General features: G+C 63.5%; 16 protein-coding genes. 10 read left to right on the top strand and 6 right to left on the bottom strand.

The features are described from left to right. Positions 1-5 precede the first annotated feature (5 nt). Positions 6-1358 (bottom strand): MFS transporter, encoded by a 1353-nt coding sequence (locus HU748_RS05015; protein WP_186719482.1) that lies wholly within the window; start codon positions 1356-1358, stop codon positions 6-8. A 268-nt stretch (positions 1359-1626) separates the two neighbouring features. Here HU748_RS05015 and HU748_RS05020 point away from each other — a divergent pair, with 268 nt between their 5' ends. Continuing rightward, complete coding sequence (locus HU748_RS05020; RefSeq protein ID WP_186664460.1) at positions 1627-1944, top strand: DUF2388 domain-containing protein; 318 nt, start codon at positions 1627-1629, stop codon at positions 1942-1944. Between the two features lie 84 nt (positions 1945-2028). Here HU748_RS05020 and HU748_RS05025 read toward each other — a convergent pair whose 3' ends face one another. Continuing rightward, a complete protein-coding gene (locus tag HU748_RS05025; RefSeq protein ID WP_186719483.1) occupies positions 2029-2841 on the bottom strand; it encodes an AraC family transcriptional regulator in 813 nt (270 codons plus the stop codon). A 125-nt stretch (positions 2842-2966) separates the two neighbouring features. Here HU748_RS05025 and HU748_RS05030 point away from each other — a divergent pair, with 125 nt between their 5' ends. The 5 genes from HU748_RS05030 to HU748_RS05050 all read left to right on the top strand — a co-directional run bounded on the left by HU748_RS05030 (position 2967) and on the right by HU748_RS05050 (position 10702). Then, entirely contained in the window at positions 2967-3485 is a 519-nt protein-coding gene (locus HU748_RS05030; protein WP_186664457.1) for a carboxymuconolactone decarboxylase family protein, read from the top strand. Positions 3486-3652: 167 nt separating this feature from the next. Next, a complete protein-coding gene (locus HU748_RS05035) occupies positions 3653-4666 on the top strand; it encodes a zinc-binding alcohol dehydrogenase family protein (RefSeq protein ID WP_186664455.1) in 1014 nt (337 codons plus the stop codon). Between the two features lie 190 nt (positions 4667-4856). Beyond that, positions 4857-6098, top strand: coding sequence for a multidrug efflux RND transporter periplasmic adaptor subunit MexE (gene mexE / locus HU748_RS05040; protein ID WP_186664453.1), 1242 nt, complete (start codon positions 4857-4859; stop codon positions 6096-6098). A 12-nt stretch (positions 6099-6110) separates the two neighbouring features. After that, on the top strand, positions 6111-9290 hold the full coding sequence (locus HU748_RS05045; protein WP_186664451.1) for an efflux RND transporter permease subunit: 3180 nt from the start codon (positions 6111-6113) through the stop codon (positions 9288-9290). Beyond that, a complete protein-coding gene (locus HU748_RS05050; RefSeq protein WP_186719484.1) occupies positions 9287-10702 on the top strand; it encodes a TolC family protein in 1416 nt (471 codons plus the stop codon). The genes HU748_RS05045 and HU748_RS05050 overlap by 4 nt, the downstream gene beginning before the upstream one ends. 117 nt (positions 10703-10819) lie before the next feature. On the opposite strand, the gene HU748_RS05055 is transcribed toward HU748_RS05050, so the two are convergent. Then, the gene (locus HU748_RS05055) at positions 10820-11368 is read right to left on the bottom strand and encodes a TetR family transcriptional regulator (protein ID WP_186719485.1); all 549 of its coding nucleotides are present in this window, start codon (positions 11366-11368) and stop codon (positions 10820-10822) included. 185 nt (positions 11369-11553) lie between these two features. Between HU748_RS05055 and leuC the strand changes: the two genes are divergently transcribed. The 3 genes from leuC (at position 11554) to HU748_RS05070 (ending at position 14208) form a co-directional block, all read left to right on the top strand. Continuing rightward, positions 11554-12978: a 3-isopropylmalate dehydratase large subunit gene (gene leuC, locus HU748_RS05060; protein ID WP_186719486.1), complete on the top strand. Its 1425-nt coding sequence runs from the start codon at positions 11554-11556 to the stop codon at positions 12976-12978. Between the two features lie 3 nt (positions 12979-12981). Further along, positions 12982-13590, top strand: a complete 609-nt coding sequence (leuD, locus tag HU748_RS05065; protein ID WP_186719488.1) for a 3-isopropylmalate dehydratase small subunit — start codon at positions 12982-12984, stop codon at positions 13588-13590. A 189-nt stretch (positions 13591-13779) separates the two neighbouring features. Then, positions 13780-14208: a hypothetical protein gene (locus tag HU748_RS05070; protein ID WP_186664442.1), complete on the top strand. Its 429-nt coding sequence runs from the start codon at positions 13780-13782 to the stop codon at positions 14206-14208. 105 nt (positions 14209-14313) lie between these two features. On the opposite strand, the gene HU748_RS05075 is transcribed toward HU748_RS05070, so the two are convergent. Both HU748_RS05075 and HU748_RS05080 read right to left on the bottom strand, forming a co-directional pair. Continuing rightward, positions 14314-15228: a LysR substrate-binding domain-containing protein gene (locus HU748_RS05075; RefSeq protein ID WP_186719493.1), complete on the bottom strand. Its 915-nt coding sequence runs from the start codon at positions 15226-15228 to the stop codon at positions 14314-14316. Positions 15229-15310: 82 nt separating this feature from the next. Beyond that, positions 15311-16630, bottom strand: a complete 1320-nt coding sequence (locus HU748_RS05080; protein ID WP_186719496.1) for a Na+/H+ antiporter NhaC family protein — start codon at positions 16628-16630, stop codon at positions 15311-15313. A gap of 252 nt (positions 16631-16882) precedes the next feature. On the opposite strand from HU748_RS05080, the gene HU748_RS05085 reads away from it, so the two are divergent. Continuing rightward, positions 16883-19027: a methyl-accepting chemotaxis protein gene (locus tag HU748_RS05085; RefSeq protein WP_186719497.1), complete on the top strand. Its 2145-nt coding sequence runs from the start codon at positions 16883-16885 to the stop codon at positions 19025-19027. Positions 19028-19065: 38 nt separating this feature from the next. Here HU748_RS05085 and HU748_RS05090 read toward each other — a convergent pair whose 3' ends face one another. After that, on the bottom strand, positions 19066-20961 hold the full coding sequence (locus HU748_RS05090) for a S8 family serine peptidase (RefSeq protein ID WP_186719498.1): 1896 nt from the start codon (positions 20959-20961) through the stop codon (positions 19066-19068). Between the last annotated feature and the right edge of the window lies 1 nt (position 20962).

Here is a 20962-nt window from a genome sequence, read left to right on the forward strand (position 1 = left end):
GATGATCAATGGGCGTTCAACGGCCGTTCTTCCGGCTTGCCGGCACCATCGTCCGGCGTCACCGCTGCCAGGCGCTCCTGGCTGGTTTCCGGGGCGAACAGGTGGCAGAACACACCACCAAACAGCAGCACCCCGACGCACACGCCCAGCGCCGTGTGCACCCCCAGATGCTGCACGGCGATCGGCAACAGGAAGGTGGCGAACGCCGAGCCGAAGCGGCTGGCGGCCACGGCCAGGCCGATGCCCGAAGCACGCAGGTGGGTGGGGAACAGCTCCGGCGGGTAGACGAACTCCAGGTTGACCGCTGCCGCAAGCACGCAAGCAAAGAAGCCAAACGCGATGATGGTGCCCAGCGCCCCGAAGCTGGCCCAGGCCAGCACGGCCAGGCCCACGGCGCTCAGATAGAAGGTGCCGATCAAGAAGCTGCGGCGCGAAATGCGGTCGATGATCAGCAGGCCGAACAATGCGCCAAACATCAACAGCACGTTGTAGACCAGGCCGCCGACGAACTTGTCCTGCACGTTCAGTGCTTCGAGCACACGCGGCGCGAAGGTGCCCAAGGCGAAGAACGGAATCACCTGGCAGGTGTAGAACACGCAGCCGACCAGGGTGTTCTTGCGCCAGCGGCGGCTGAACAGCTCGCTGAAGCTGCCGCGTTGCTGCGCCGCTGCCGGTGGTGCGGCAGGCAAGGTCACGTGCGCACCGAACTTGGCCTGGACGATGGTCAGCGCCTCGGCACTGCGACCGCGCGCCATCAGCCAGATCGGCGACTCCGGCACACCCAGGCGCAACGGCAGGATCAACAAGGCCGGCACGCCGCTCAAGGCCAGCATCAGGCGCCAGGCGTCCGGGCCGATATCACGAATGGCGAAGCCCACCAGGTATGCGGCGACATAACCTGCGGCCCAGGCGGCGGCCAGGACACTCAACAAACGCCCGCGATAACGGCGTGGGGCGAACTCGGTGACCAGCGACTTGCTCACCACATAGTCGAACCCCAGCACCAGTCCGAGCAGCAGGCGCAGTGCCAGAAGTTGCTCGGGGGAAGTAACGAAGAACTGCGAAGCTGAAATAACCGCGAACAGCAACATGTCCCAGGCAAAAATACGGCGCCTGCCGAACTTATCGGCCAAGGGCCCTGCAAACAAACTGCCGAGAAACAGACCGGCCAGTGACGCCGCGCCGAGCAAACCCATCCATAGCGCATTCAATTGCAACGGCCCCGCCGCCATGCTGACCGCGATGCCGATAATCCCTAGCACGAATCCGTCACTGAATTGACCGCCCGTACCACTGAACACCGTCTTGAGATGAAAACGGCTGAGTGGGAGGTCTTCGAACGAAACTTGGCTACTCATTCGTGTCTCCACTTGCTTCTTGTAGTTGTGAGCCGGCTCGGGTGGCCGGTTACGAATGAGTCTACGGTCACAACTTCAGCAAAACAGCAGGTGCACTGACAGTATCAAGAATGCTGATAGTGTAAGCCGCAATTGTTGATGAAGCCGGGCAGCCGATATGCGGTCGCTCGTCTGGCAATTACTTGCAGGGGGAACTCTGGCCAATGGCCTCATCTCTTAATTGCATGCACGAGATCCCTTGGGCTGTAATGCTTCTGGAGGACTGATCATGCGTTATTCACTGCTTGTTCCGGCACTGCTGCTGTGCATCCCCGCAGGGTCCGCCCTGGCCCGCGTCGACGCGGGCGACGTGGCCACCTCGGCAGGTGTTTCTGCTTCGCTCTACTCCACGTTCAAGGATGACAAACGGATCATCCCGGCACGCGACGAACTGTCTGCGTTCGTGGCCAGTGGCGGCGCGATTCGCGGAGCCTATGTGGAGTCGGCGCTGGAGCAGGTGCGCAAGAGCCATCCTGGGTTGCAGGTCAGTGATGAAGAGCTGGCCAAGGCGCTGCTGTCGCAGGATGAGGTTGTCGCGGACCATTGATGACGGTGGTGTTCTTTTCGCGGGCATTGGATTGCCTTTGCCGGAGCAACCTTGCCCGCGAAAAGAACAGCCGTGATCTCAACCTTATCCCCGCCACTGTGAAGGGCTCACCCCAGTCTTGCGCCTGAACACTCTGGCCAGCGCCGAAGGGCTCTGATACCCCACCTCATCCGCCACCAGAGCCAGCGGCCTGCCCTCGCGGATACGCTTCTGCGCAAGGCCGATACGCCAATCCGCCAGGTAGTCCCCCGGCGTGCTGCCCACCACCGTCCGAAAGTGCGCGGCAAAGCTCGCCCGCGACATCCCCGCCAAGGATGCCAGCGCCTCCACAGTCCAGCTGTGCGCAGGGGCGTCATGCATCGCCACCAGCGCCCGCGACAAGCGCTTGTCGGCCAGCCCCGCCAACATGCCCGAAGCCATCTGGCCCTCCCCGAGCAACTGCCGCAACAGCTGGATCACCATCAGCTCGAACAACCGGTTGAGCACCAGTTCGCGACCGCAGTCGTCGCCGAAGGCTTCAGTGAACAGCCAGTCGCTGCTGGCCTGAAGCCCGGTCAGGGCGCTCAGCGGGCTTACCAGCGCGTCCGGCAGTGCACGGGTCAGCGGATTGTCCGGGCCGCCGGTGAAATCCAACGTGGCGCAGACCAGCTCGGCATTGTCCGCCTCGCTGGCCAGCAGTTGGTGGGACTGAGGGCGTACCAGCAAAATCAGGCTGGGCTCTTCCAGCACCTGCTCCTGGCCGGCCGGCCCCCTGAAACGCAAGCGACCTGCGCGCAGCAGATGCACATGACCACTGCGCTGCTCGCCTTCGAAGCGCGAGATGCCGCAGAAGCCGCCCTGGTGGAATGTCGAGGCGTGGAAGTCGAAATGGTTGAGCAACGTGGCGAGGCGGTCCATGGCAGGTCCAGCTTTAGACGATCAGTCGCATAAGCTGGACGATCTGAACCCGAATAGCAATTCCTGCTGGGTAATCTGTACCCAAGCTTGAACAACAAGCTCCCCACTCAGATAGGAGATTCACCATGACTCGCATCGCCGCCCTGACCCTCGAACAAGCCCCTGAAGCCGCCCGCCCTGCCCTGCAAGGCGTGGAAAAAGGCCTGGGCTTCCTGCCCAACGCCTTCGCCACCATGGCCCACTCCCCAGCCGCACTCAACGGCTACATGGCCTTGGCCCAGGCCATGGGCAAGAACAGCCTGACCCCGGCCGAACGCGAGGTCGTGGCACTGGCTGCTTCCCAGGTCAATGGTTGTGAGTACTGCGTGGCCGCACACAGCTTCTTCGGCGGCAAGTCCGGGCTGAGCGAGGCCGATATGCAGGCCGCACGCGCCGGCACCCTGAATCCGGTGGCCGTGCTTGCCCGCGCGGTAACGCTGAACCGCGGCCAGGTGCCCGACGGTGTGCTGGCCGAAGTGCGCGCCGGTGGCCTGGACAATGCGCGGATCGTCGACGTGATCGCCCAGGTGACGCTGCTGACCCTGACCAACTACCTGAACAACGTGGCCCGGACCGAAGTGGACTTCCCACCACGCGGGGCCTGACCGGCCAGCAGAACAGCCCTCTCGCGGGACAGCCCGCGACAGGGCTCGCCCTGCCACAGCACACTTTCAAAAAAACCCTGAAAGTCTAACTTCCATAACGATGTTTTTCAGCCAAACCACGTTAGCTAAGGTATGCCCATCGCTCATCGATACCCAAGGAACCCCCCATGAAAGCCATCGTCTTCACCGAACACGGTCTGCCCATCGACAGCGACCAGGCCCTGTTCGACAGCGAACTGCCCCGCCCCACCCCAGGCCCACGCGACCTGCTGGTGGAGGTCCAGGCCATTTCAGTCAACCCGGTCGACACCAAGATCCGCGCCGGCGCCGGCAAGACGGCCCCGCGGGTACTGGGTTGGGATGCGGTCGGGACCGTCCGTGAAATCGGCAGCGAAGTCACCCTGTTCCAGCCCGGTGACCAGGTCTATTACGCCGGCGCCATCGATCGCCCCGGCAGCAACAGCCAATTGCACCTGGTCGACGAACGCATCGTCGGCCACAAGCCCCGTAGCCTGGACAACGCCAGCGCTGCCGCACTGCCACTGACGTCGATCACCGCCTGGGAATTGCTGTTCGACCGACTGGGCGTCCCTGAAAACGGTGGCCACGGCCAGAGCCTGCTGATCATCGGCGCGGCCGGTGGCGTGGGTTCGATCCTGCTTCAACTGGCACGCCAACTCACCGGCCTCACCGTGATCGGCACCGCCTCGCGCCCCGAAACCCGTCAGTGGGTGAGCGAGCTGGGCGCGCACCATGTGATCGACCACAGCCAGCCGCTGGTCGAGCAACTGAACGCCATTGGCTACCCCGAGGTCGACCTGGTGATCAGCCTGACCCACACCGATAGTCACTTTGCGCAACTGATCGCGGCGCTGCGCCCCCAGGGCAAGCTGGCGCTGATCGACGATCCGGCCAGCCTCGACGTGGTGCCGCTCAAGCGCAAATCGCTGTCGCTGCACTGGGAGCTGATGTTCACCCGTTCGCTCTATCAGACCAGCGACATGATCAAGCAGCACGAATTGCTGGAGCGGGTGGCGAAACTGATCGACGATGGTGTGCTCAAGACCACGCTGGGTGAGCATTTCGGCACCATCAATGCCGCCAACCTGCGTCGCGCCCATGCGCTGATCGAAAGTGGACGGGCCAAGGGCAAGATCGTGCTGGAAGGGTTCGAGGACTGACTTCGGCCATGTGGTGAGGGGGGCGCGGGCACGTCGAAACACTGCGCCCCTCACTGCCACATGTGTCGCCATCGATAAACAGGCTCGACATATCATTCCGCGTGATAATGACCTTCGCGCCATTCGATTCGTTCCTGTAACGCAACACACTCATGATCCGCCCACTATCAATACAGTGGCGGAGTTCTCCATGGAATATTCATTCAAGGCCCTGCGCTATCCCCTCGCTGCCCTGGCAGTGGCGGTGATCAGCGCTTGCGGTAAAACCCCCGACGCCATGCAGGCTCCCGCCGCCCCCAAGGTGAGCGTGGCCAAGGTGATCGAGCAGCCGATCAACGAATGGGATGAGTTCACCGGACGCCTGGAAGCCCCGGAAACCGTGGAAGTCCGCCCGCGCGTCTCCGGCCAGATCGACTTGGTGGCCTTCACCGAAGGCGCCCAGGTCAAGAAAGGCGACCTGCTGTTCCAGATCGACCCACGCCCGTTCCAGGCTGAAGTCCGTCGTCTCGAAGCCCAATTGCAACAGGCCAAGGCCACCGCCATCCGCAGCGCCAACGAAGCCCGCCGTGGCGAGCGCCTGCGCGACAGCAACGCCATCTCCGCCGAGCTTGCCGAATCGCGCAGCAGCGCCGCCGCCGAGGCCCGCGCCGGGGTGGATGCGATCCAGGCCCAGCTCGACCTGGCCCGCCTGAACCTGAGCTTCACCCGGGTCACCTCGCCGATCAGTGGCCGCGTCAGCCGTGCCGACTTCACCGCTGGCAACATCGTCACCGCCGACGTCACCCCGCTGACCAGCGTGGTCTCCACCGACAAGGTCTACGCCTACTTCGACGCCGACGAGCGCGTGTACCTCAAGTACACCCAGCTTGCCCGCCAGGGCCAGCGCGGCCAGGCCACCCCGGTGTACCTGGGCCTGACCAACGAGACCGGCAACCCGCACCTGGGCCAGATGAACTTCGTCGACAACCAGGTCAACCCGCGCACCGGCACCATCCGTGGTCGCGCCGTGTTCGACAACAGCGACGGCCAGTTCACCCCGGGCCTCTACGCCCGCCTGAAGCTGGTCGGCAGCGCCAAGTACGACGCCGTGCTGATCAATGACGAAGCGGTCGGCACCGACCTTGGCAAGAAGTTCGTGCTGGTCATGGACAAGGACAACAAGGCCGCCTACCGCGCGGTGGAACTGGGTCCGAAGCTCGAAGGCCTGCGTATCGTGCGCAGCGGCCTGAGCAAGGACGACCGCATCGTGGTCAAGGGCCTGCAGCGTGTGCGCCCAGGCTCGCCGGTCACCCCGGAGGAAACCCCGATGGCCAGTGAAGAAACCCTCGCCACCCTCGCCCGTCAGCGCCAGGCGCTGGAAGCCAGCAATCCGGCACCGGCGGTGGCAGGTTCGAACGTGAAAGTCGCCAGTGCCCAGGCACCGCGCGGTTAAGGGACAACATCGATGAACTTCTCGAAATTCTTCATCACCCGCCCGATCTTCGCCGCCGTGCTGTCGCTCGTGCTGCTGATCGCCGGTGGCATCTCGCTGTTCCAGTTGCCGATCAGCGAATACCCGGAAGTAGTGCCACCGACCGTGGTCGTGCGCGCCAACTTCCCAGGCGCCAACCCCAAGGTGATCGGCGAAACCGTCGCCGCACCGCTTGAACAAGCCATTACCGGTGTCGAGAACATGCTGTACATGTCCTCGCAGTCCACCGCCGATGGCAAGCTGACCCTGACCATCACCTTCGCCCTGGGCACCGACCTGGACAACGCGCAGGTGCAGGTACAGAACCGCGTGACCCGGACGCAGCCCAAGCTGCCCGAGGAAGTGACGCGCATCGGTATTACCGTCGACAAGGCATCGCCCGACCTGACCATGGTCGTGCACCTGACCTCGCCGGACCAGCGCTACGACATGCTCTACCTGTCCAACTACGCCATCCTCAACATCAAGGACGAGCTGGCGCGCCTGGGCGGTGTCGGTGACGTGCAGCTGTTCGGCATGGGCGACTACTCCCTGCGTGTATGGCTGGACCCGAACAAGACCGCCTCGCGCAACCTGACGGCCAGTGACGTGGTCGCGGCGATCCGCGAACAGAACCGCCAGGTTGCCGCCGGCCAATTGGGCGCTCCGCCCGCCCCCGGCTCGACCAGCTTCCAGTTGTCGATCAACACCCAGGGCCGTCTGGTCAGCGAGGAAGAGTTCGAGAACATCATCATCCGCGCCGGTGCCGATGGCGAAATCACCCGCCTGAAAGACATCGCCCGGGTAGAGCTGGGCTCCAGCCAGTACGCCCTGCGCTCGCTGCTGAACAACCAGCCGGCGGTGGCGATCCCGATCTTCCAGCGCCCAGGCTCCAACGCCATCGAGATCTCCGACGAAGTGCGGGCGAAGATGGCCGAGCTGAAGAAGGACTTCCCGGAAGGAATGGACTACAGCATCGTCTATGACCCGACCGTGTTCGTGCGCGGCTCGATCGAAGCGGTGGTGCACACCCTGTTCGAAGCCCTGGTGCTGGTCGTGCTGGTGGTGATCCTGTTCCTGCAGACCTGGCGCGCCTCGATCATCCCGCTGATGGCCGTACCGGTCTCGCTGATCGGCACCTTCGCGGTGATGCACCTGTTCGGCTTCTCGCTCAACGCGCTGTCGCTGTTCGGGCTGGTACTGGCGATCGGTATCGTGGTGGACGATGCCATCGTCGTGGTGGAGAACGTCGAGCGCAACATCGGCCTGGGCCTGCAGCCGATGGAGGCCACGCAAAAAGCCATGAGCGAGGTGACCGGCCCGATCATCGCCACCGCCTTGGTACTGTGCGCGGTGTTCGTACCGGCGGCGTTCATTTCCGGCCTTACCGGGCAGTTCTACAAGCAGTTCGCCCTGACCATCGCCATCTCGACCGTGATCTCGGCGTTCAACTCGCTGACCCTGTCGCCGGCCCTGGCTGCGGTACTGCTCAAGGACCACCATGCGCCCAAGGACCGCTTCTCGCGGTTCCTGGAAAAACTGCTGGGTAGCTGGCTGTTCAAGCCGTTCAACCGCTTCTTCGACCGTGCCAGCCACAGCTACGTCGGCGGCGTGCGCCGGGTCATCCGTTCCAGCGGCATCGCCCTGTTCGTCTACGCCGGCCTGATGGGCCTGACCTACCTGGGCTTCTCGTCCACACCGACCGGCTTCGTTCCGGCGCAGGACAAGCAGTACCTGGTGGCCTTCGCCCAGTTGCCTGACGCCGCCAGCCTCGACCGCACGGAGGCAGTGATCAAGCGCATGAGCGAAATCGCCCTCAAGCAACCGGGCGTTGCCGACTCGGTGGCCTTCCCGGGCCTGTCGATCAACGGCTTCACCAACAGCCCCAACAGCGGCATCGTGTTCACCCCGCTCAAGCCGTTCGACGAGCGCAAGGACCCGAGCCAGTCGGCACAGGCCATCGCGGCAGCGCTGAACGCGCAGTTCGCCGATATCCAGGACGCCTACATCGCGATCTTCCCGCCGCCACCGGTACAGGGGCTGGGCACCATCGGCGGTTTCCGCCTGCAGATCGAGGACCGCGGCAACCTGGGCTACGAGGCGCTGTACAAGGAAACCCAGAACGTCATCGCCAAGAGCCGCAGCGTGCCTGAGCTCGCCGGGTTGTTCACCAGCTACCAGGTCAACGTGCCACAGGTCGATGCCGCCATCGACCGGGAAAAGGCCAAGACCCATGGCGTGGCGATCACCGACATCTTCGACACCCTGCAGGTCTACCTGGGCTCGCTGTACACCAACGACTTCAACCGCTTTGGCCGGACCTACCAGGTCAACGTCCAGGCTGAACAGCAGTTCCGTCTCGACGCCGAGCAGATTGGCCAGTTGAAGGTGCGCAACAACCTGGGCGAGATGATCCCGCTGGCGACCTTCCTCAAGGTCAGCGACACCTCCGGTCCCGACCGCGTGATGCACTACAACGGCTTCATCACTGCCGAAATCAACGGTGCCGCAGCCCCAGGCTACAGCTCCGGCCAGGCCGAGGCGGCGATCGAGAAGCTGCTCAAGGAAGAGCTGCCCAACGGCATGACCTACGAGTGGACCGACCTGACCTATCAGCAGATCCTCTCGGGCAACACCGCGCTGTTCGTGTTCCCGCTCTGCGTACTGCTGGCCTTCCTGGTGCTGGCTGCCCAGTACGAAAGCTGGAGTCTGCCACTGGCGGTGATCCTGATCGTACCGATGACCCTGCTGTCGGCCATCACCGGGGTGATCATCTCCGGGGGTGACAACAACATCTTCACCCAGATCGGCCTGATCGTACTGGTGGGCCTGGCGTGCAAGAACGCGATCCTCATCGTCGAGTTCGCCAAGGACAAGCAGGCCGAGGGCCTGGATCCACTGGCCGCCGTGCTGGAAGCCTGCCGCCTGCGTCTGCGTCCGATCCTGATGACCTCGATCGCCTTCATCATGGGTGTGGTGCCGCTGGTGTTCTCCTCCGGTGCCGGTGCCGAGATGCGTCATGCCATGGGCGTGGCGGTGTTCTCGGGGATGATCGGGGTGACCGTGTTCGGCCTGTTCCTGACGCCGGTGTTCTTCAACCTGATCCGCCGTCACGTCGAACGTCGCCAGGCCCGCAAGGCCGAGCGTGTGCAAGCGCTGGAGAATCATGCATGAACCTGCTCAAACCCCTGACTCCTAGCCTTCTGGCGCTGGCCCTGGCGGCCTGCGCGGTGGGCCCGGACTACAAGACCCCAGATACCCAGCCTGCGCGTTTCGATACTGAAACACCGGCCAAGGCCCTGGACCGCAGCCGCTTCGAAAGCAGCTGGTGGAAGCAGTTCGACGACCCGACCCTGAACCAGCTGGTGCAGGCATCGCTGCAGGGCAACCGTGACCTGCGCGTGGCCTTCGCCCGCCTCAAGGCCGCACGCTCGATCCGCGAGGACGTCTCCAACGACGACCTGCCGGTGGTCACCAGCCGCGCCAGCAGCGACATCGGCAAGGGCCAGATACCAGGCCAGACCGAGCGCCGCGTCAACAGCGAGCGCTACGACCTGGGCCTGGACATGGCCTGGGAGGTCGACCTGTTCGGCCGTATCCAGCGTCAGATCGAGGCCAGCAAGGCTCAGGAAGACGCCGCCGAAGCCGACCTGCAACAGTTGCAGGTCAGCCTGATCGCCGAGCTGGTGGACGCCTACGGCCAGCTGCGTGGCGCCCAGTTGCGCGAAAAGATCGCCCTGGCCAACCTCAAGACCCAGGAAGACTCGCGCAGCATCACCGTGACCCTGCGCGACACCGGGGTCGGCAACGAGCTGGATGTGGTGCGTGCCGATGCCCGCCTGGCGGCGGTCGAGGCCACCGTGCCGCAACTGCAGGCCGAGCAGGTGCGGGCGCGCAACCGTATCGCCACCCTGCTGGGTGAGCGCCCGGACGCGCTGAGCGTGGACCTGTCGCCCAAGCAACTGCCGGCCATCGCCAAGGCCCTGCCCGTCGGCGATCCAGGCGAGCTGCTGCGCCGCCGCCCGGACATCCGTAGCGCCGAGCGCCAGCTCGCCGCCGCGACCGCCAATGTGGGTGTGGCCACGGCCGACCTGTTCCCACGGGTCAGCCTGAGCGGCTTCCTTGGCTTTACCGCCGGACGCGGCTCGCAGATCGGTTCCTCCGCGGCCAATGCCTGGGCACTGGGCCCGAGCATCAGCTGGGCAGCCTTCGACCTGGGCAGCGTGCGTGCCCGTCTGCGCGGCGCCAAGGCCGACGCCGAAGGCGCGCTGGCAACCTACGAGCAACAGGTATTGCTGGCACTGGAAGAATCGTCCAACGCCTTCAGCGACTACGGCAAGCGCCAGCAACGGCTGCTGTCGCTGATCCGCCAGAGCGATGCCAGCCGCAAGGCCGCTGACCTCGCGTCGGTGCGCTACCGCGAAGGCACGGTGGATTATCTGGTGTTGCTCGATGCCGAGCGTGAAAAGCTTGCGGCCGAGGATGCCCAGGCCCAGGGCGAAGTCGAGCTGTATCGCGGCATCGTCTCGATCTACAAAGCGTTGGGCGGTGGCTGGCAGCCTGAGACCGTGGCCAGCGTGAGGTAAACCCGCCCGACCTGTTTCAACCTCTCCTTTGGTTGGTCCTCCCCCAACCCTTTGCCCCGCCGACCTTGGTCCGCGGGGCTTTTTTTGCAGCCTTGGCCGCGCGCACCCGTGTCAGGCTCATGACAAGGCGCGGATCAACGCCAGGATGTCGTCCCGGCTCACCACGGTGCGGCTCAGCGCATTGTGAATGGTGAAGCCTTCGATCAGCGCATCCAGTGCCCGCGCGGTCTTCTCGTCGAAATGCACCTGCAACGCCGCCCGCGAGCGAGCCATCCAGTCATCCATGATGTAGGTGTAGTCGGGGTGGCGCGAGACGAAGGCATAGAGTTCGAAGATCAGCAGCATCTGCCCGGAAGCTTTCCACAGCTCGCCACAGATCAGGTCGGCCAGCAGTTCGCGGGCATGCTCGGCATCACGCGCGTCGCCCAGGCGAGTGAAGTACTGATCGGCGATGCGGTTGGTCATCTTGACGAAGGCCGCCGCGACGATCTCCTGAATCGTGCTGAAGTGGTAGGTCATGGTCCCTGGCGAAACCCTGGCCTCGCTGGCGATGCGCCGGTAGGTGGCGCACACCGAACCGTCGCGCTGGATCACTCGCAACGCGGCGTCGATGATCTGTGCCTTGACGTCGCTGTCGCTGCTGTCCTGTTTTCGCGGCCTTGCCATGGTGGTCTCTTGAGGTGGATTCGCTGCAGAGCATACCAGCCAGGACGCTCGCCCGACATGCCGCACGATTCGTGCATCACAGCATTACGATGACCACGTTGTTCCACGATCTGAACGGAATAAGCTGGACTCGGGCGCTTACCGTGACGCCTACGCCTATGACCATTCGATCGCGAGTGACAGCCATGCATCGCCCCAGAACCCTCTACGACAAGCACCTCGATACCCACACCGTCTGCACCCTGGACGACCAGGGCCATGTGCTGCTGTACATCGACCGCCAGGTCGCCAACGAATACACCAGCCCGCAGGCGTTCAGCGGCCTCCGCGAAGCCGGGAGGCAGGTCTGGCGCCCGGCCTGTACGCTGGCTGTGGTCGACCACGTCAACCCCACCGCCCCTGTGCGCATCGCCACCATGCCTGATGCCGGTGGCGCACTGCAGGTCTCCTACTTCGAGCAGAACTGCCGCGACTTCGGCATCGAGCTGTTCGATGTGCTGGACAAGCGCCAAGGCATCGAGCACGTGGTAGCGCCCGAGCAAGGTTTCATCCTGCCCGGCATGGTGGTCGCCGCTGGCGACAGCCACACCACCACCTACGGCGCGCTGGGCGCCTTCGGTTTCGGCATCGGCACCTCGGAGATCGAGCACCTGCTGGCCACCCAGACCCTGGTCTACAAACGCCTGAAGACCCTGCGTGTCACGGTGACCGGCGAGCTGGGCGCAGGCCTGGTCTCCAAAGACATCATCATGCAACTGATCCGCCGCATCGGTGCCTCCGGTGCCACCGGCTATGCCATCGAGTTCACCGGCCCGACCATCAGTGCCCTGAGCGTCGAGGCGCGCATGACCATCTGCAACATGGCCGTGGAAGCCGGTGCCCGGGGTGCCTTCATGGCGCCTGACCAGAAAGTCTACGACTACCTTGCCGACAAGCCCCGCGCGCCCAAGGGCGAGCTTTGGGAGCAGGCGGTGCAGACCTGGCGCGACACACTGTTCAGTGACCCGGGCGCGCAGTTCGATCTGGAAGTTGCCCTTGATGTCGGCGAGCTGGCGCCGATGGTCACCTGGGGCACCAGCCCCGACCAGGCCGCCCCGATCGACCAGCAGATACCCGACCCGCTGCAAGAGCCCGACCTGATCCGCCGCCAGGACCTGCAACGCGTCTTGCGCTACATGGACCTGACACCCGGCATGCAGCTCGACCAGATCCCCATCAGCCATGCCTTCATCGGTTCGTGCACCAACGCCCGCATCGAAGACCTGCGCGATGCCGCCCGTGTGGTGCGCGGACGCCAGGTGGCGGCAGGCGTACGCGCAATGATCGTGCCCGGCTCCACCCAGGTGCGCGAACAGGCCGAACGTGAAGGCCTGGCGCAGTTGTTTCTCGATGCCGGTTTCGAATGGCGCCAGTCGGGCTGCTCCATGTGCCTGGCGATGAATGACGACGTGCTCAGCCCCGGCGACCGCTGCGCCTCGAGCACCAACCGCAACTTCGAGGGCCGCCAGGGCGCCGGCGCCCGCACGCACCTGATGAGCCCGGCGATGGTCGCCGCCGCAGCCGTCAGCGGCCACCTGGTCGATGTCCGCACTTTCTCCCTGGAGGCCTGAGCCATGCAACCCTTCCTCACCGAGACCGGCATCGCCGCCCCGTTCCTGGCCGCCAACGTCGACACCGACGTGATCATGCCCAAGCAGTTTCTCAAGGGCATCGATCGCAATGGCCTGGACCGCGGGGTGTTCTTCGACCTGCGTTTTGCCGCAAGCGGCGCGCCGAACCCGGAGTTCGTGCTCAACCAGGCACCGTGGCAGCAGGCGCGCTTTCTGGTGGTCGGCCCCAACTTCGGCTGCGGCTCGAGCCGCGAACATGCGGTATGGGGCCTCAAGCAACTGGGCATCCGCGCACTGATCGGCAGCAGCTTTGCCGGGATCTTCTTCGACAACTGCCAGCGCAACGGCGTGCTGCTGATCCAGCTCGCCGAAGCTGAAGTCAAGGAGATTGGCCAGTGGGTCAGCACACCCGACAGCGCCGAACTGAGCATCGATCTGGAGCAGCAGCAGATTGTGCTGCACGACGGTCGCTGCATTGCCTTCGAGATCGACCAATTGTGCAAGCAGGCGCTGCTGCTGGGGCTCGATGCCATTGGCAGCACGCTGCAGCGCACCGAGCAGATCCGCGCCTTCGAAGCACGGTATCTGCAGGCCCATCCGTGGGTGGCTTGAACTTTCATGAACGGCCTTGTATCGCGATCCCGCGCGCCGCAGCGGTATTCAGGCAAGCGGGCGACGCATGAGATACCTGATATTTTTGTCAGGTTCGCAGTGAAATCCGATGGGTTATGTTTCGAGTGTGCCAACGCCAACAACTTCCGGTTGCTGGAACCGCTCAATTAACCCCTGGGAGTCAACTTCATGAAAACGACATCGAACGCCGCGCTGCCCATCGAACTCCAGCCGCCTACCTTCGAGCCTTTATACAATGGGATTGTCACCTGTGAATCAGCCAGGATCGGCGTGAGGTTGATCAGGCCTGTCGTCGCTGGGATGCGAGCAGGTGCTGTAGTGCACGTGTCGATCATCGGGAAGGATGAGCAAGGAGTGGAAGTAGGGTCGTACGAGTTTTCGGTGTTGGTCACCAACCCAACACAATCAGACATCATTTTTGTTCCGTTGAACCTGCTAAGCGAAATCTTCGTTGGTGAGATGATCGCCACGTATTCAGTATTTCAAGATGGCACTGCAACCCTTTCCCCCTCACAGAAAGTGCAGGTGTACCTGAGACTCGCCGGCGGACCCAGTTGCCTTGTACATGAAGGGGTGAAGAACACGTTCAAGGTGTAAGCAAATGCGCGTGCGAGCCGAGCCGACTCTTCGGCAATGCTCGCCGCTCTCTTAATCATCAGCGACCTATGCACGGAACGTTGCCAGGCTGATAAGAACCTTTTCTCAGCCCAGCAACACCCTGAAGTGCCGCTCGAGAAACTCCACGCACACGCGCAGTTTCGCCGAATCCGCCAAGCGCGTCGGGTACACCGCCCAGACGTTGGCGCTCTGGGTGTAGTCGTGCAGCACCTGCACCAGCCGACCGCTCTCCAGCAACGGCCGCACGTCCCAGTACGAACGCAGCAGGATGCCCCGCCCGCCCAGGGCCCACTGCAGCACGATCTCGCCATTGTTCGACGACAGCGGCCCGCTGACCCGCACCCTCTCTTCACGCCCTGCATGCTGCAACTGCCACACACCGAACGGATTGTTGCGTTCCTTGAGCACCAGGCAGTCGTGATTGTCTAGATCCTTGAGGGTCAGCGGCGTACCCCGCTGGGCAAGGTATTCGGGGGTGGCGCACAGCACCCGCTGGTTACTCGCCAGCTTGCGCCCGATGTGCTGCGCCGGCAGGTCGTCGCCGATACGGATTTCAAGGTCGAAGCCTTCGGTGACGATATCCACCACCCGGTCGAACACATCCAGGCGAATCTCCAGGGCCGGATACGCCGCCGACAACTGCGCCACGGCAGGTGCGACATGGTTGCGGCCGAAGCCGAAGCTGCTGCACAGGTGCAGCACGCCGCGTGGTTCCTGGCGCACCTGCTTCATTTCGCCAACGAAGTCGTCCATGTCACCGAGAATGCGGATGGCCCAGCGCTGGGCACGCTCCCCGGCGTCGGTGAGGGCAATGCTGCGGGCGTTGCGGTGCAGCAGGCGCGTGCCCAGTGCGGACTCCAGCCAGCGGATGCGCTTGCTGACATAGGCTGGCGACAAGCCCAGCTCGTCCGCGGCCGCTGCGAAGCCTGACTTGCGGATCACGGTAAGGAACACCCGCAGGTCTTCCGGCAGCGGCGATTCGGCACGAGGTGTGTTCATTGCTGGGATTCTCGGGGTAGTGAATTCACGCTTTGAGCATGATGCCACCGCACCCGACCCGCCACAATCGAGCTGCTATCGCCTACAGCACCATCGCCGCCGCCCAACCGAACGCCAGCAGCGGCAGGTTGTAATGGATGAAGGTCGGTACCACCGTGTCCCAGATATGGTGATGCTGGCCATCGACGTTCAGGCCCGAGGTCGGCCCCAGGGTCGAGTCCGAGGCAGGCGAGCCAGCGTCGCCCAACGCACCGGCTGTGCCGACGATGCACACCGTGGCCAGCGGGTCGAAGCCCAACTGCACACACAGCGGCACGAAGATCGCGGCAAGAATCGGCACGGTGGAGAAGGACGAGCCGATGCCCATGGTCACCAGCAGCCCCACCAGCAGCATCAGCAGCGCACCGATACCCTTGCTGTGGTCGATCCACTGCGCCGATGTCTCGACCAGGCTCTTCACCTCGCCGGTGGCCTTCATCACTTCGGCAAAGCCCGAGGCAGCGATCATGATGAAGCCGATCATGGCCATCATCTTCATGCCCTCGGTGAACAGATCGTCGGTCTCGCGCCAGCGCACGATGCCCGACAGCGAGAAGATCAGGAAACCGACCATCGCACCGATGATCATTGAATCCAGCCACAACTGGATGATGAATGCCGCAGCGATGGCTGCACCGGCCACCAGCAAAGTCAGCGGGTTGTACTGCACGCTGACCTGCTCGACCTCTTCGATGCGAGCCAGGTCATAGTCACGCTTGCGCCGATAGCTGATGAACACCGCCACCAGCAGGCCAACGAGCATGCCCGCCGCTGGGATGGCCATGGCGTGGGTGACGTTGACGCCGCTGATGTCCACGCCCGCGCGGCTGACGTTGGCCAGCAGGATCTGGTTGAGGAAGATGTTGCCAAAACCCACGGGCAGGAAGATGTACGGGGTAATCAGGCCGAAGGTGATCACGCAGGCGATCAGGCGCCGGTCGATGCGCAGGCGCGTCAGCACGTACAAGAGTGGTGGCACCAACAGCGGGATGAAGGCGATGTGAATCGGCAGAACGTTCTGCGACGACACCGCAACCACCAGCATCAGGCCGATCAACAACCACTTGAGCTTGCCGCTTTGTACCTGCCCCTGGCGGTCGATCATCGCCAGCGCGCGGTCAGCCAGGGCGTGGGCCAGGCCGGACTTGGCGATGGCCACGGCGAAGGCACCGAGCAACGCGTACGACAACGCCACCGTCGCGCCGCCGCCCAGGCCGCCATTGAAGGCTGCGAGCGTACCTTCGATCCCCAGACCACCGACCAGGCCACCAGTCACGGCGCCAACGATCAGGGCGATGACCACATGCACGCGGGACAGGCTCAGTACCAGCATGATACCGACCGCGGCGATCACTGCATTCATGGTGTGCAATACCTCATTACGACAGACAAAAAGCGGGCGCTCCGGCGACAAGCTGCGCTGGGCAGCGGCCGGACCAGGGGTGTTGTTATGGAGGGCGCACACTCTGAAGCACTGGGGGGAGGATGTCAAAACTGCCGAGGAATGGCGGTTGTGGAAGCGCTTTTATCTTTATTGAACGTTCATATAAAGAAAAGCCATGCGCCGCCGAAACAGTCGTTAGCCCCAGCTCTACTATTACAAGGGATGTACACCATGCCGTTGCGTCAACTTTCCATCCAATGGAAGATCACCCTGCTCGCCGGATTGTGCCTGGCCAGCATCGTCACATTGCTCGTCGGCCTTTCGTTGTATCGCATGGACCACAGCTCGGACCTGGTCAAGGCCAGCAGCTCGCAGATGCTCACCGAATCCGCCCAGGCCCGCATCGAATCTCAAGGCGAGGTCCAGGCGCTGAGCATTCGTCGTCGGTTCATGGACGCCTACCAGTACGGTGCCGGCTTCGCCCGTCAGGTCCTGTTCCTGCGCGAACAGGCCGAAAAGCGCTTCATCGACGCCCACGACCTGCGCCAGGACATGACCGCCCAGGTGCGCGCCGCACTGCAGGCCAACCCCGACCTGCTCGGCCTTTCGCTGGTGTTCGAAGCCAACGCCCTGGATGGCAAGGACAAGCTGTTCAGCGACCTCGCCGAGCTTGGCAGCAACGAAACCGGGCGCTTCGCCCTGTACTGGTCGCAGCCGCGCGCAGGCCAGTTGACCGCCATGGCGTTGCCCGAGCGTGATATGGCCAACACCCAGATCGGCCCCAGCGGCGAGGCGGCCAATACCTGGTGGGCCTGCCCGCGCAGCACCGGCAAGGTCTGCGTGATTGAGCCCTACTTCTATGAAATCGCTGGCCAGCAAGTGCTGATGACCAGCATCGTCTTCCCGCTGATGGTGGATGGCAAGGTTATCGGCACCCTGTCCATCGACACCAACCTGAACAGCTTGCAGGCCCTGAGCGAAGATGCCAGCCGCAGCCTGTATGAAGGTCGCACCAAGGTCGGCATCCTCAGCCCCGCGGGCCTGCTGGCCGGCTACAGCCCGGACGCCGGCAAGCTGGCCGAGCGCTTCGACCAGGTCGATACCCGCCAGGGCGCCGAGCTGGTGCGCAAGCTGACCGCTGGCAAGCTGCAGGTGCTTCACGACCAGCAACGCCTGAAGGTACTGGCCGCGTTCGCACCGATTCCCGGCGGCAAGCCCTGGGGCGTACTGCTCGACGTACCGGAAAGCGCCCTGACCGGCCCTGCCGACGCGCTCAAGCGCGAACTCGACGTGCTCAACACCAGCGGCACCCTGCTCGAGCTGGGCCTGGGCCTGGCTGCGGCGATCGCCGGCCTGCTGGCGGTGTGGCTGATGGCGCGCGGGGTAACCCGGCCGATCCTCGGTGTGGCCGCGATGCTCAAGGATATCGCCAGCGGCGAAGGTGACCTGACCCGTCGCCTGAACTACGACAAGCGCGACGAACTGGGTGAGCTGGCCGGCTGGTTCAACCGCTTCCTCGACAAACTGCAACCCACAATCGCCGAGGTGAAACGCTCGGTGCAGGCAGCACGCGGCACGGCCGACCAGTCTGCTGCCATCGCCAGCGAAACCAGTGCGGGCATGGAGCAGCAGTACCGCCAGGTCGACCAGGTCGCGACCGCCTCTCACGAAATGAGCGCCACCGCCCAGGACGTCGCCCGCAGTGCGGCCCAGGCAGCGCAAGCCGCGCGCGATGCCGACCAGGCCACCCGCGAAGGCCTGGCCGTGATCGATCGGACCACTGACAGCATCGATGCGCTGGCCGCCGACATGAGCAGCGCCATGGCCCAGGTCGAGGGGCTGGCGCAAAACAGCGAGAAGATTGGTTCGGTGCTGGAGGTGATTCGCTCCATCGCCGAGCAGACCAACCTGTTGGCCCTCAACGCGGCCATCGAGGCCGCGCGCGCCGGGGAAGCCGGGCGCGGCTTCGCGGTGGTCGCCGACGAAGTGCGCAACCTCGCGCGGCGCACCCAGGAGTCGGTGGAAGAGACTCGCCAGGTGATCGAGTCGCTACAGGCCGGCACCCGCGAAGTGGTCGGCGCCATGGACAGCAGTCATCGCCAGGCCCAGGGCGGCGTGCAGCAGGTTGGCCAAGCGGTTACCGCTCTGCAGCGCATCGGCCAGGCGGTCACCGTGATCAGCGACATGAACCTGCAGATCGCCTCGGCCGCCGAAGAACAGAGCGCGGTGGCCGAAGAGATCAATAGCAATGTGGCCACCATTCGCGACGTAACCGAATCGCTGTCAGGTCAGGCCAACGAATCGGCGCGGGTGAGCCAGTCGCTCAATAGCCTTGCCAACCAGCAGCAGGGGCTTATGGACCAGTTCCGGGTCTGAACAGAAAGCCTGCGGCGCAATTGCCGCCGCAGGCGCGCTCAGCCTTCGTTTTTCTGGGGCGAGTAGAACCGGCCGCCATCAAGAATCCTGTCAAGCCGCCTCAACGCGGCGTACACGTTTGGCCGAACGCCCATCGGCGGCTGGGATTCATGGGGGAACATCGCGTCGGTGTAGCCTGTCTGCATCAGCAACATATGCATCTCGTAGGCGTTCAGGTAGAGATGGTGCTGTTCCATGGCGTAGGACTGGATCAGCGTCAGCGCGCCACCTATCATCGCTGTCGCAGACGAGGTGCCGCCATAGATGTTGGTGTAGTCCCTGTCATTGCCGTCCTTGTCCTGCAAGAACCCAGTGGGTGACAAACCAAGTGTCACCACCGAGTCTCCCCAGGCGTTGAGCATGCGATAGGGGTAGTTGTAGTTGGATTTTCTGTGGGGATGGCCAGACCATGACTCACACGCCCCTACTACGATGGCACCAATGTCTTTCGTGGCATCGAAGTAACGCCATCGCGACAGGTTCACCCCAGTCCCTGCCACTGCCCCGATATCGCTGTTGTCCTGGTTGAACCCATTACCCGCTGCACATACGACCACAGCCCCACGGTCAACCAATCGTTCGATTACGCTCGACCACATCGCGGAGTGCAACGTCGGCAGGTACGCCTCCGGCCTTTTAGCATCGTGGACCTGACGGACTATGGTGACCACATCGCCGGGCATGACCCGGATCAGCAGTTGATCGAGCGTGCGCCTTCCTGCCTCGGAGTTGTAGAAGAACACTTCCGACTGATGGCTGATGCCTGTAACCCCGGTACCGTTGGCAGAGGCGATTATCACCCCTGCCGATGAGCTGCCGTGATCAGGGCTACCGTTTGGCTCCAGGACAATGACCTTGATAGCGCTGTTGCCGCGCAGCTCTTCATGATTTGGGTAAAGGCCACCATCAACCAGATGCACGCGTGCCCCTCGCCCCTTGACCTCCTTTTCCCAGGCCTTGCGGATGTTAAGACCCTTGATCAACGCATCCGGCTCGTCAAGGTAGCGCTGAAGCGCTTCGAAATCGGGGGTGGGCTGCGACTCGTTATATGCCTTGTTACCGTAGTGAACGGCGACCCCGGTCAGCACCGTCGCCAAGGCACCAGCGAGAAGCAATGGCCCTGCGGCCGACTGTTCGCCCACGGGGGGCAGGTGCACATGCTCCACATAGTCCAGTTGCGCCACATGTTTGCCGAGCACGATGAACGTGTCGTTGTTCATGCTGGCGGGCTGTTCGATCTGCCAATAATCGCGCAATGCCTGCAAGCTTTCGATATCGCGTTGCTCGGGCTCAAGGTACTGGCGCCATTGCAAAAGATGCTCCAGCCCCGGCCAGCGCCGCATCAGCAGGGAGTTCGAATCCGCTTGCATGTCTGCGGCGAAGCGCTCGGCACCACCCTCGGCAAACTTCACCAGCAAAGGGCCGACCGCAGGTTTGAAGTTGATAGGGTCGTGTTGCTGCAGCATGTCGTCGACCAGCTCGAACGACTGCGGCATCTTGCGCGCCGCCGGATCAGACGTGGCGTCGCGCCTGCTGCGGCCCGAGCCAAGAAAGGTACGCGTCGATTCCCCGGGCTGAATGTCGAACTCCAGTGGCGCAAATGTACGCGTAGCGCCACCCGCCTTTTGAATCCAGGTCACGGTAGGCGTGATGGCGAAACGACCGTAAGGCGCATCGACCTTGAACGTAATGGGGCAGCCATAGTCGGTCAACTCACCACTGGAGGCATGTGAAGGTGCCGTCTCGGTCTGCAGCAAGCTGACGCTATTCCCGTCTTTCCTGTGCAACTGGTAGGTGATGCGCTTGATGTTCTCAAGATCACTTCCGGTACAGCGAACGAGCAGTAGCCCATCGAAGCGGTAGCTGCGGTAATGGACAAATTTCAGGTCAGTCATC

This window comes from Pseudomonas sp. RW3S2 (assembly GCF_014268955.1).
GTDB lineage: Bacteria > Pseudomonadota > Gammaproteobacteria > Pseudomonadales > Pseudomonadaceae > Aquipseudomonas > Aquipseudomonas wayambapalatensis.

What these genes read in the sequence shown, in the direction of transcription:
- HU748_RS05015 (WP_186719482.1), bottom strand. Translation starts at nt 1,358, where the DNA reads ATGAGTAGCCAAGTTTCGTTCGAAGACCTCCCACTCAGCCGTTTTCAT.
- HU748_RS05020 (WP_186664460.1), top strand. Translation starts at nt 1,627, where the DNA reads ATGCGTTATTCACTGCTTGTTCCGGCACTGCTGCTGTGCATCCCCGCA.
- HU748_RS05025 (WP_186719483.1), bottom strand. Translation starts at nt 2,841, where the DNA reads ATGGACCGCCTCGCCACGTTGCTCAACCATTTCGACTTCCACGCCTCG.
- HU748_RS05030 (WP_186664457.1), top strand. Translation starts at nt 2,967, where the DNA reads ATGACTCGCATCGCCGCCCTGACCCTCGAACAAGCCCCTGAAGCCGCC.
- HU748_RS05035 (WP_186664455.1), top strand. Translation starts at nt 3,653, where the DNA reads ATGAAAGCCATCGTCTTCACCGAACACGGTCTGCCCATCGACAGCGAC.
- mexE (WP_186664453.1), top strand. Translation starts at nt 4,857, where the DNA reads ATGGAATATTCATTCAAGGCCCTGCGCTATCCCCTCGCTGCCCTGGCA.
- HU748_RS05045 (WP_186664451.1), top strand. Translation starts at nt 6,111, where the DNA reads ATGAACTTCTCGAAATTCTTCATCACCCGCCCGATCTTCGCCGCCGTG.
- HU748_RS05050 (WP_186719484.1), top strand. Translation starts at nt 9,287, where the DNA reads ATGAACCTGCTCAAACCCCTGACTCCTAGCCTTCTGGCGCTGGCCCTG.
- HU748_RS05055 (WP_186719485.1), bottom strand. Translation starts at nt 11,368, where the DNA reads ATGGCAAGGCCGCGAAAACAGGACAGCAGCGACAGCGACGTCAAGGCA.
- leuC (WP_186719486.1), top strand. Translation starts at nt 11,554, where the DNA reads ATGCATCGCCCCAGAACCCTCTACGACAAGCACCTCGATACCCACACC.
- leuD (WP_186719488.1), top strand. Translation starts at nt 12,982, where the DNA reads ATGCAACCCTTCCTCACCGAGACCGGCATCGCCGCCCCGTTCCTGGCC.
- HU748_RS05070 (WP_186664442.1), top strand. Translation starts at nt 13,780, where the DNA reads ATGAAAACGACATCGAACGCCGCGCTGCCCATCGAACTCCAGCCGCCT.
- HU748_RS05075 (WP_186719493.1), bottom strand. Translation starts at nt 15,228, where the DNA reads ATGAACACACCTCGTGCCGAATCGCCGCTGCCGGAAGACCTGCGGGTG.
- HU748_RS05080 (WP_186719496.1), bottom strand. Translation starts at nt 16,630, where the DNA reads ATGAATGCAGTGATCGCCGCGGTCGGTATCATGCTGGTACTGAGCCTG.
- HU748_RS05085 (WP_186719497.1), top strand. Translation starts at nt 16,883, where the DNA reads ATGCCGTTGCGTCAACTTTCCATCCAATGGAAGATCACCCTGCTCGCC.
- HU748_RS05090 (WP_186719498.1), bottom strand. Translation starts at nt 20,961, where the DNA reads ATGACTGACCTGAAATTTGTCCATTACCGCAGCTACCGCTTCGATGGG.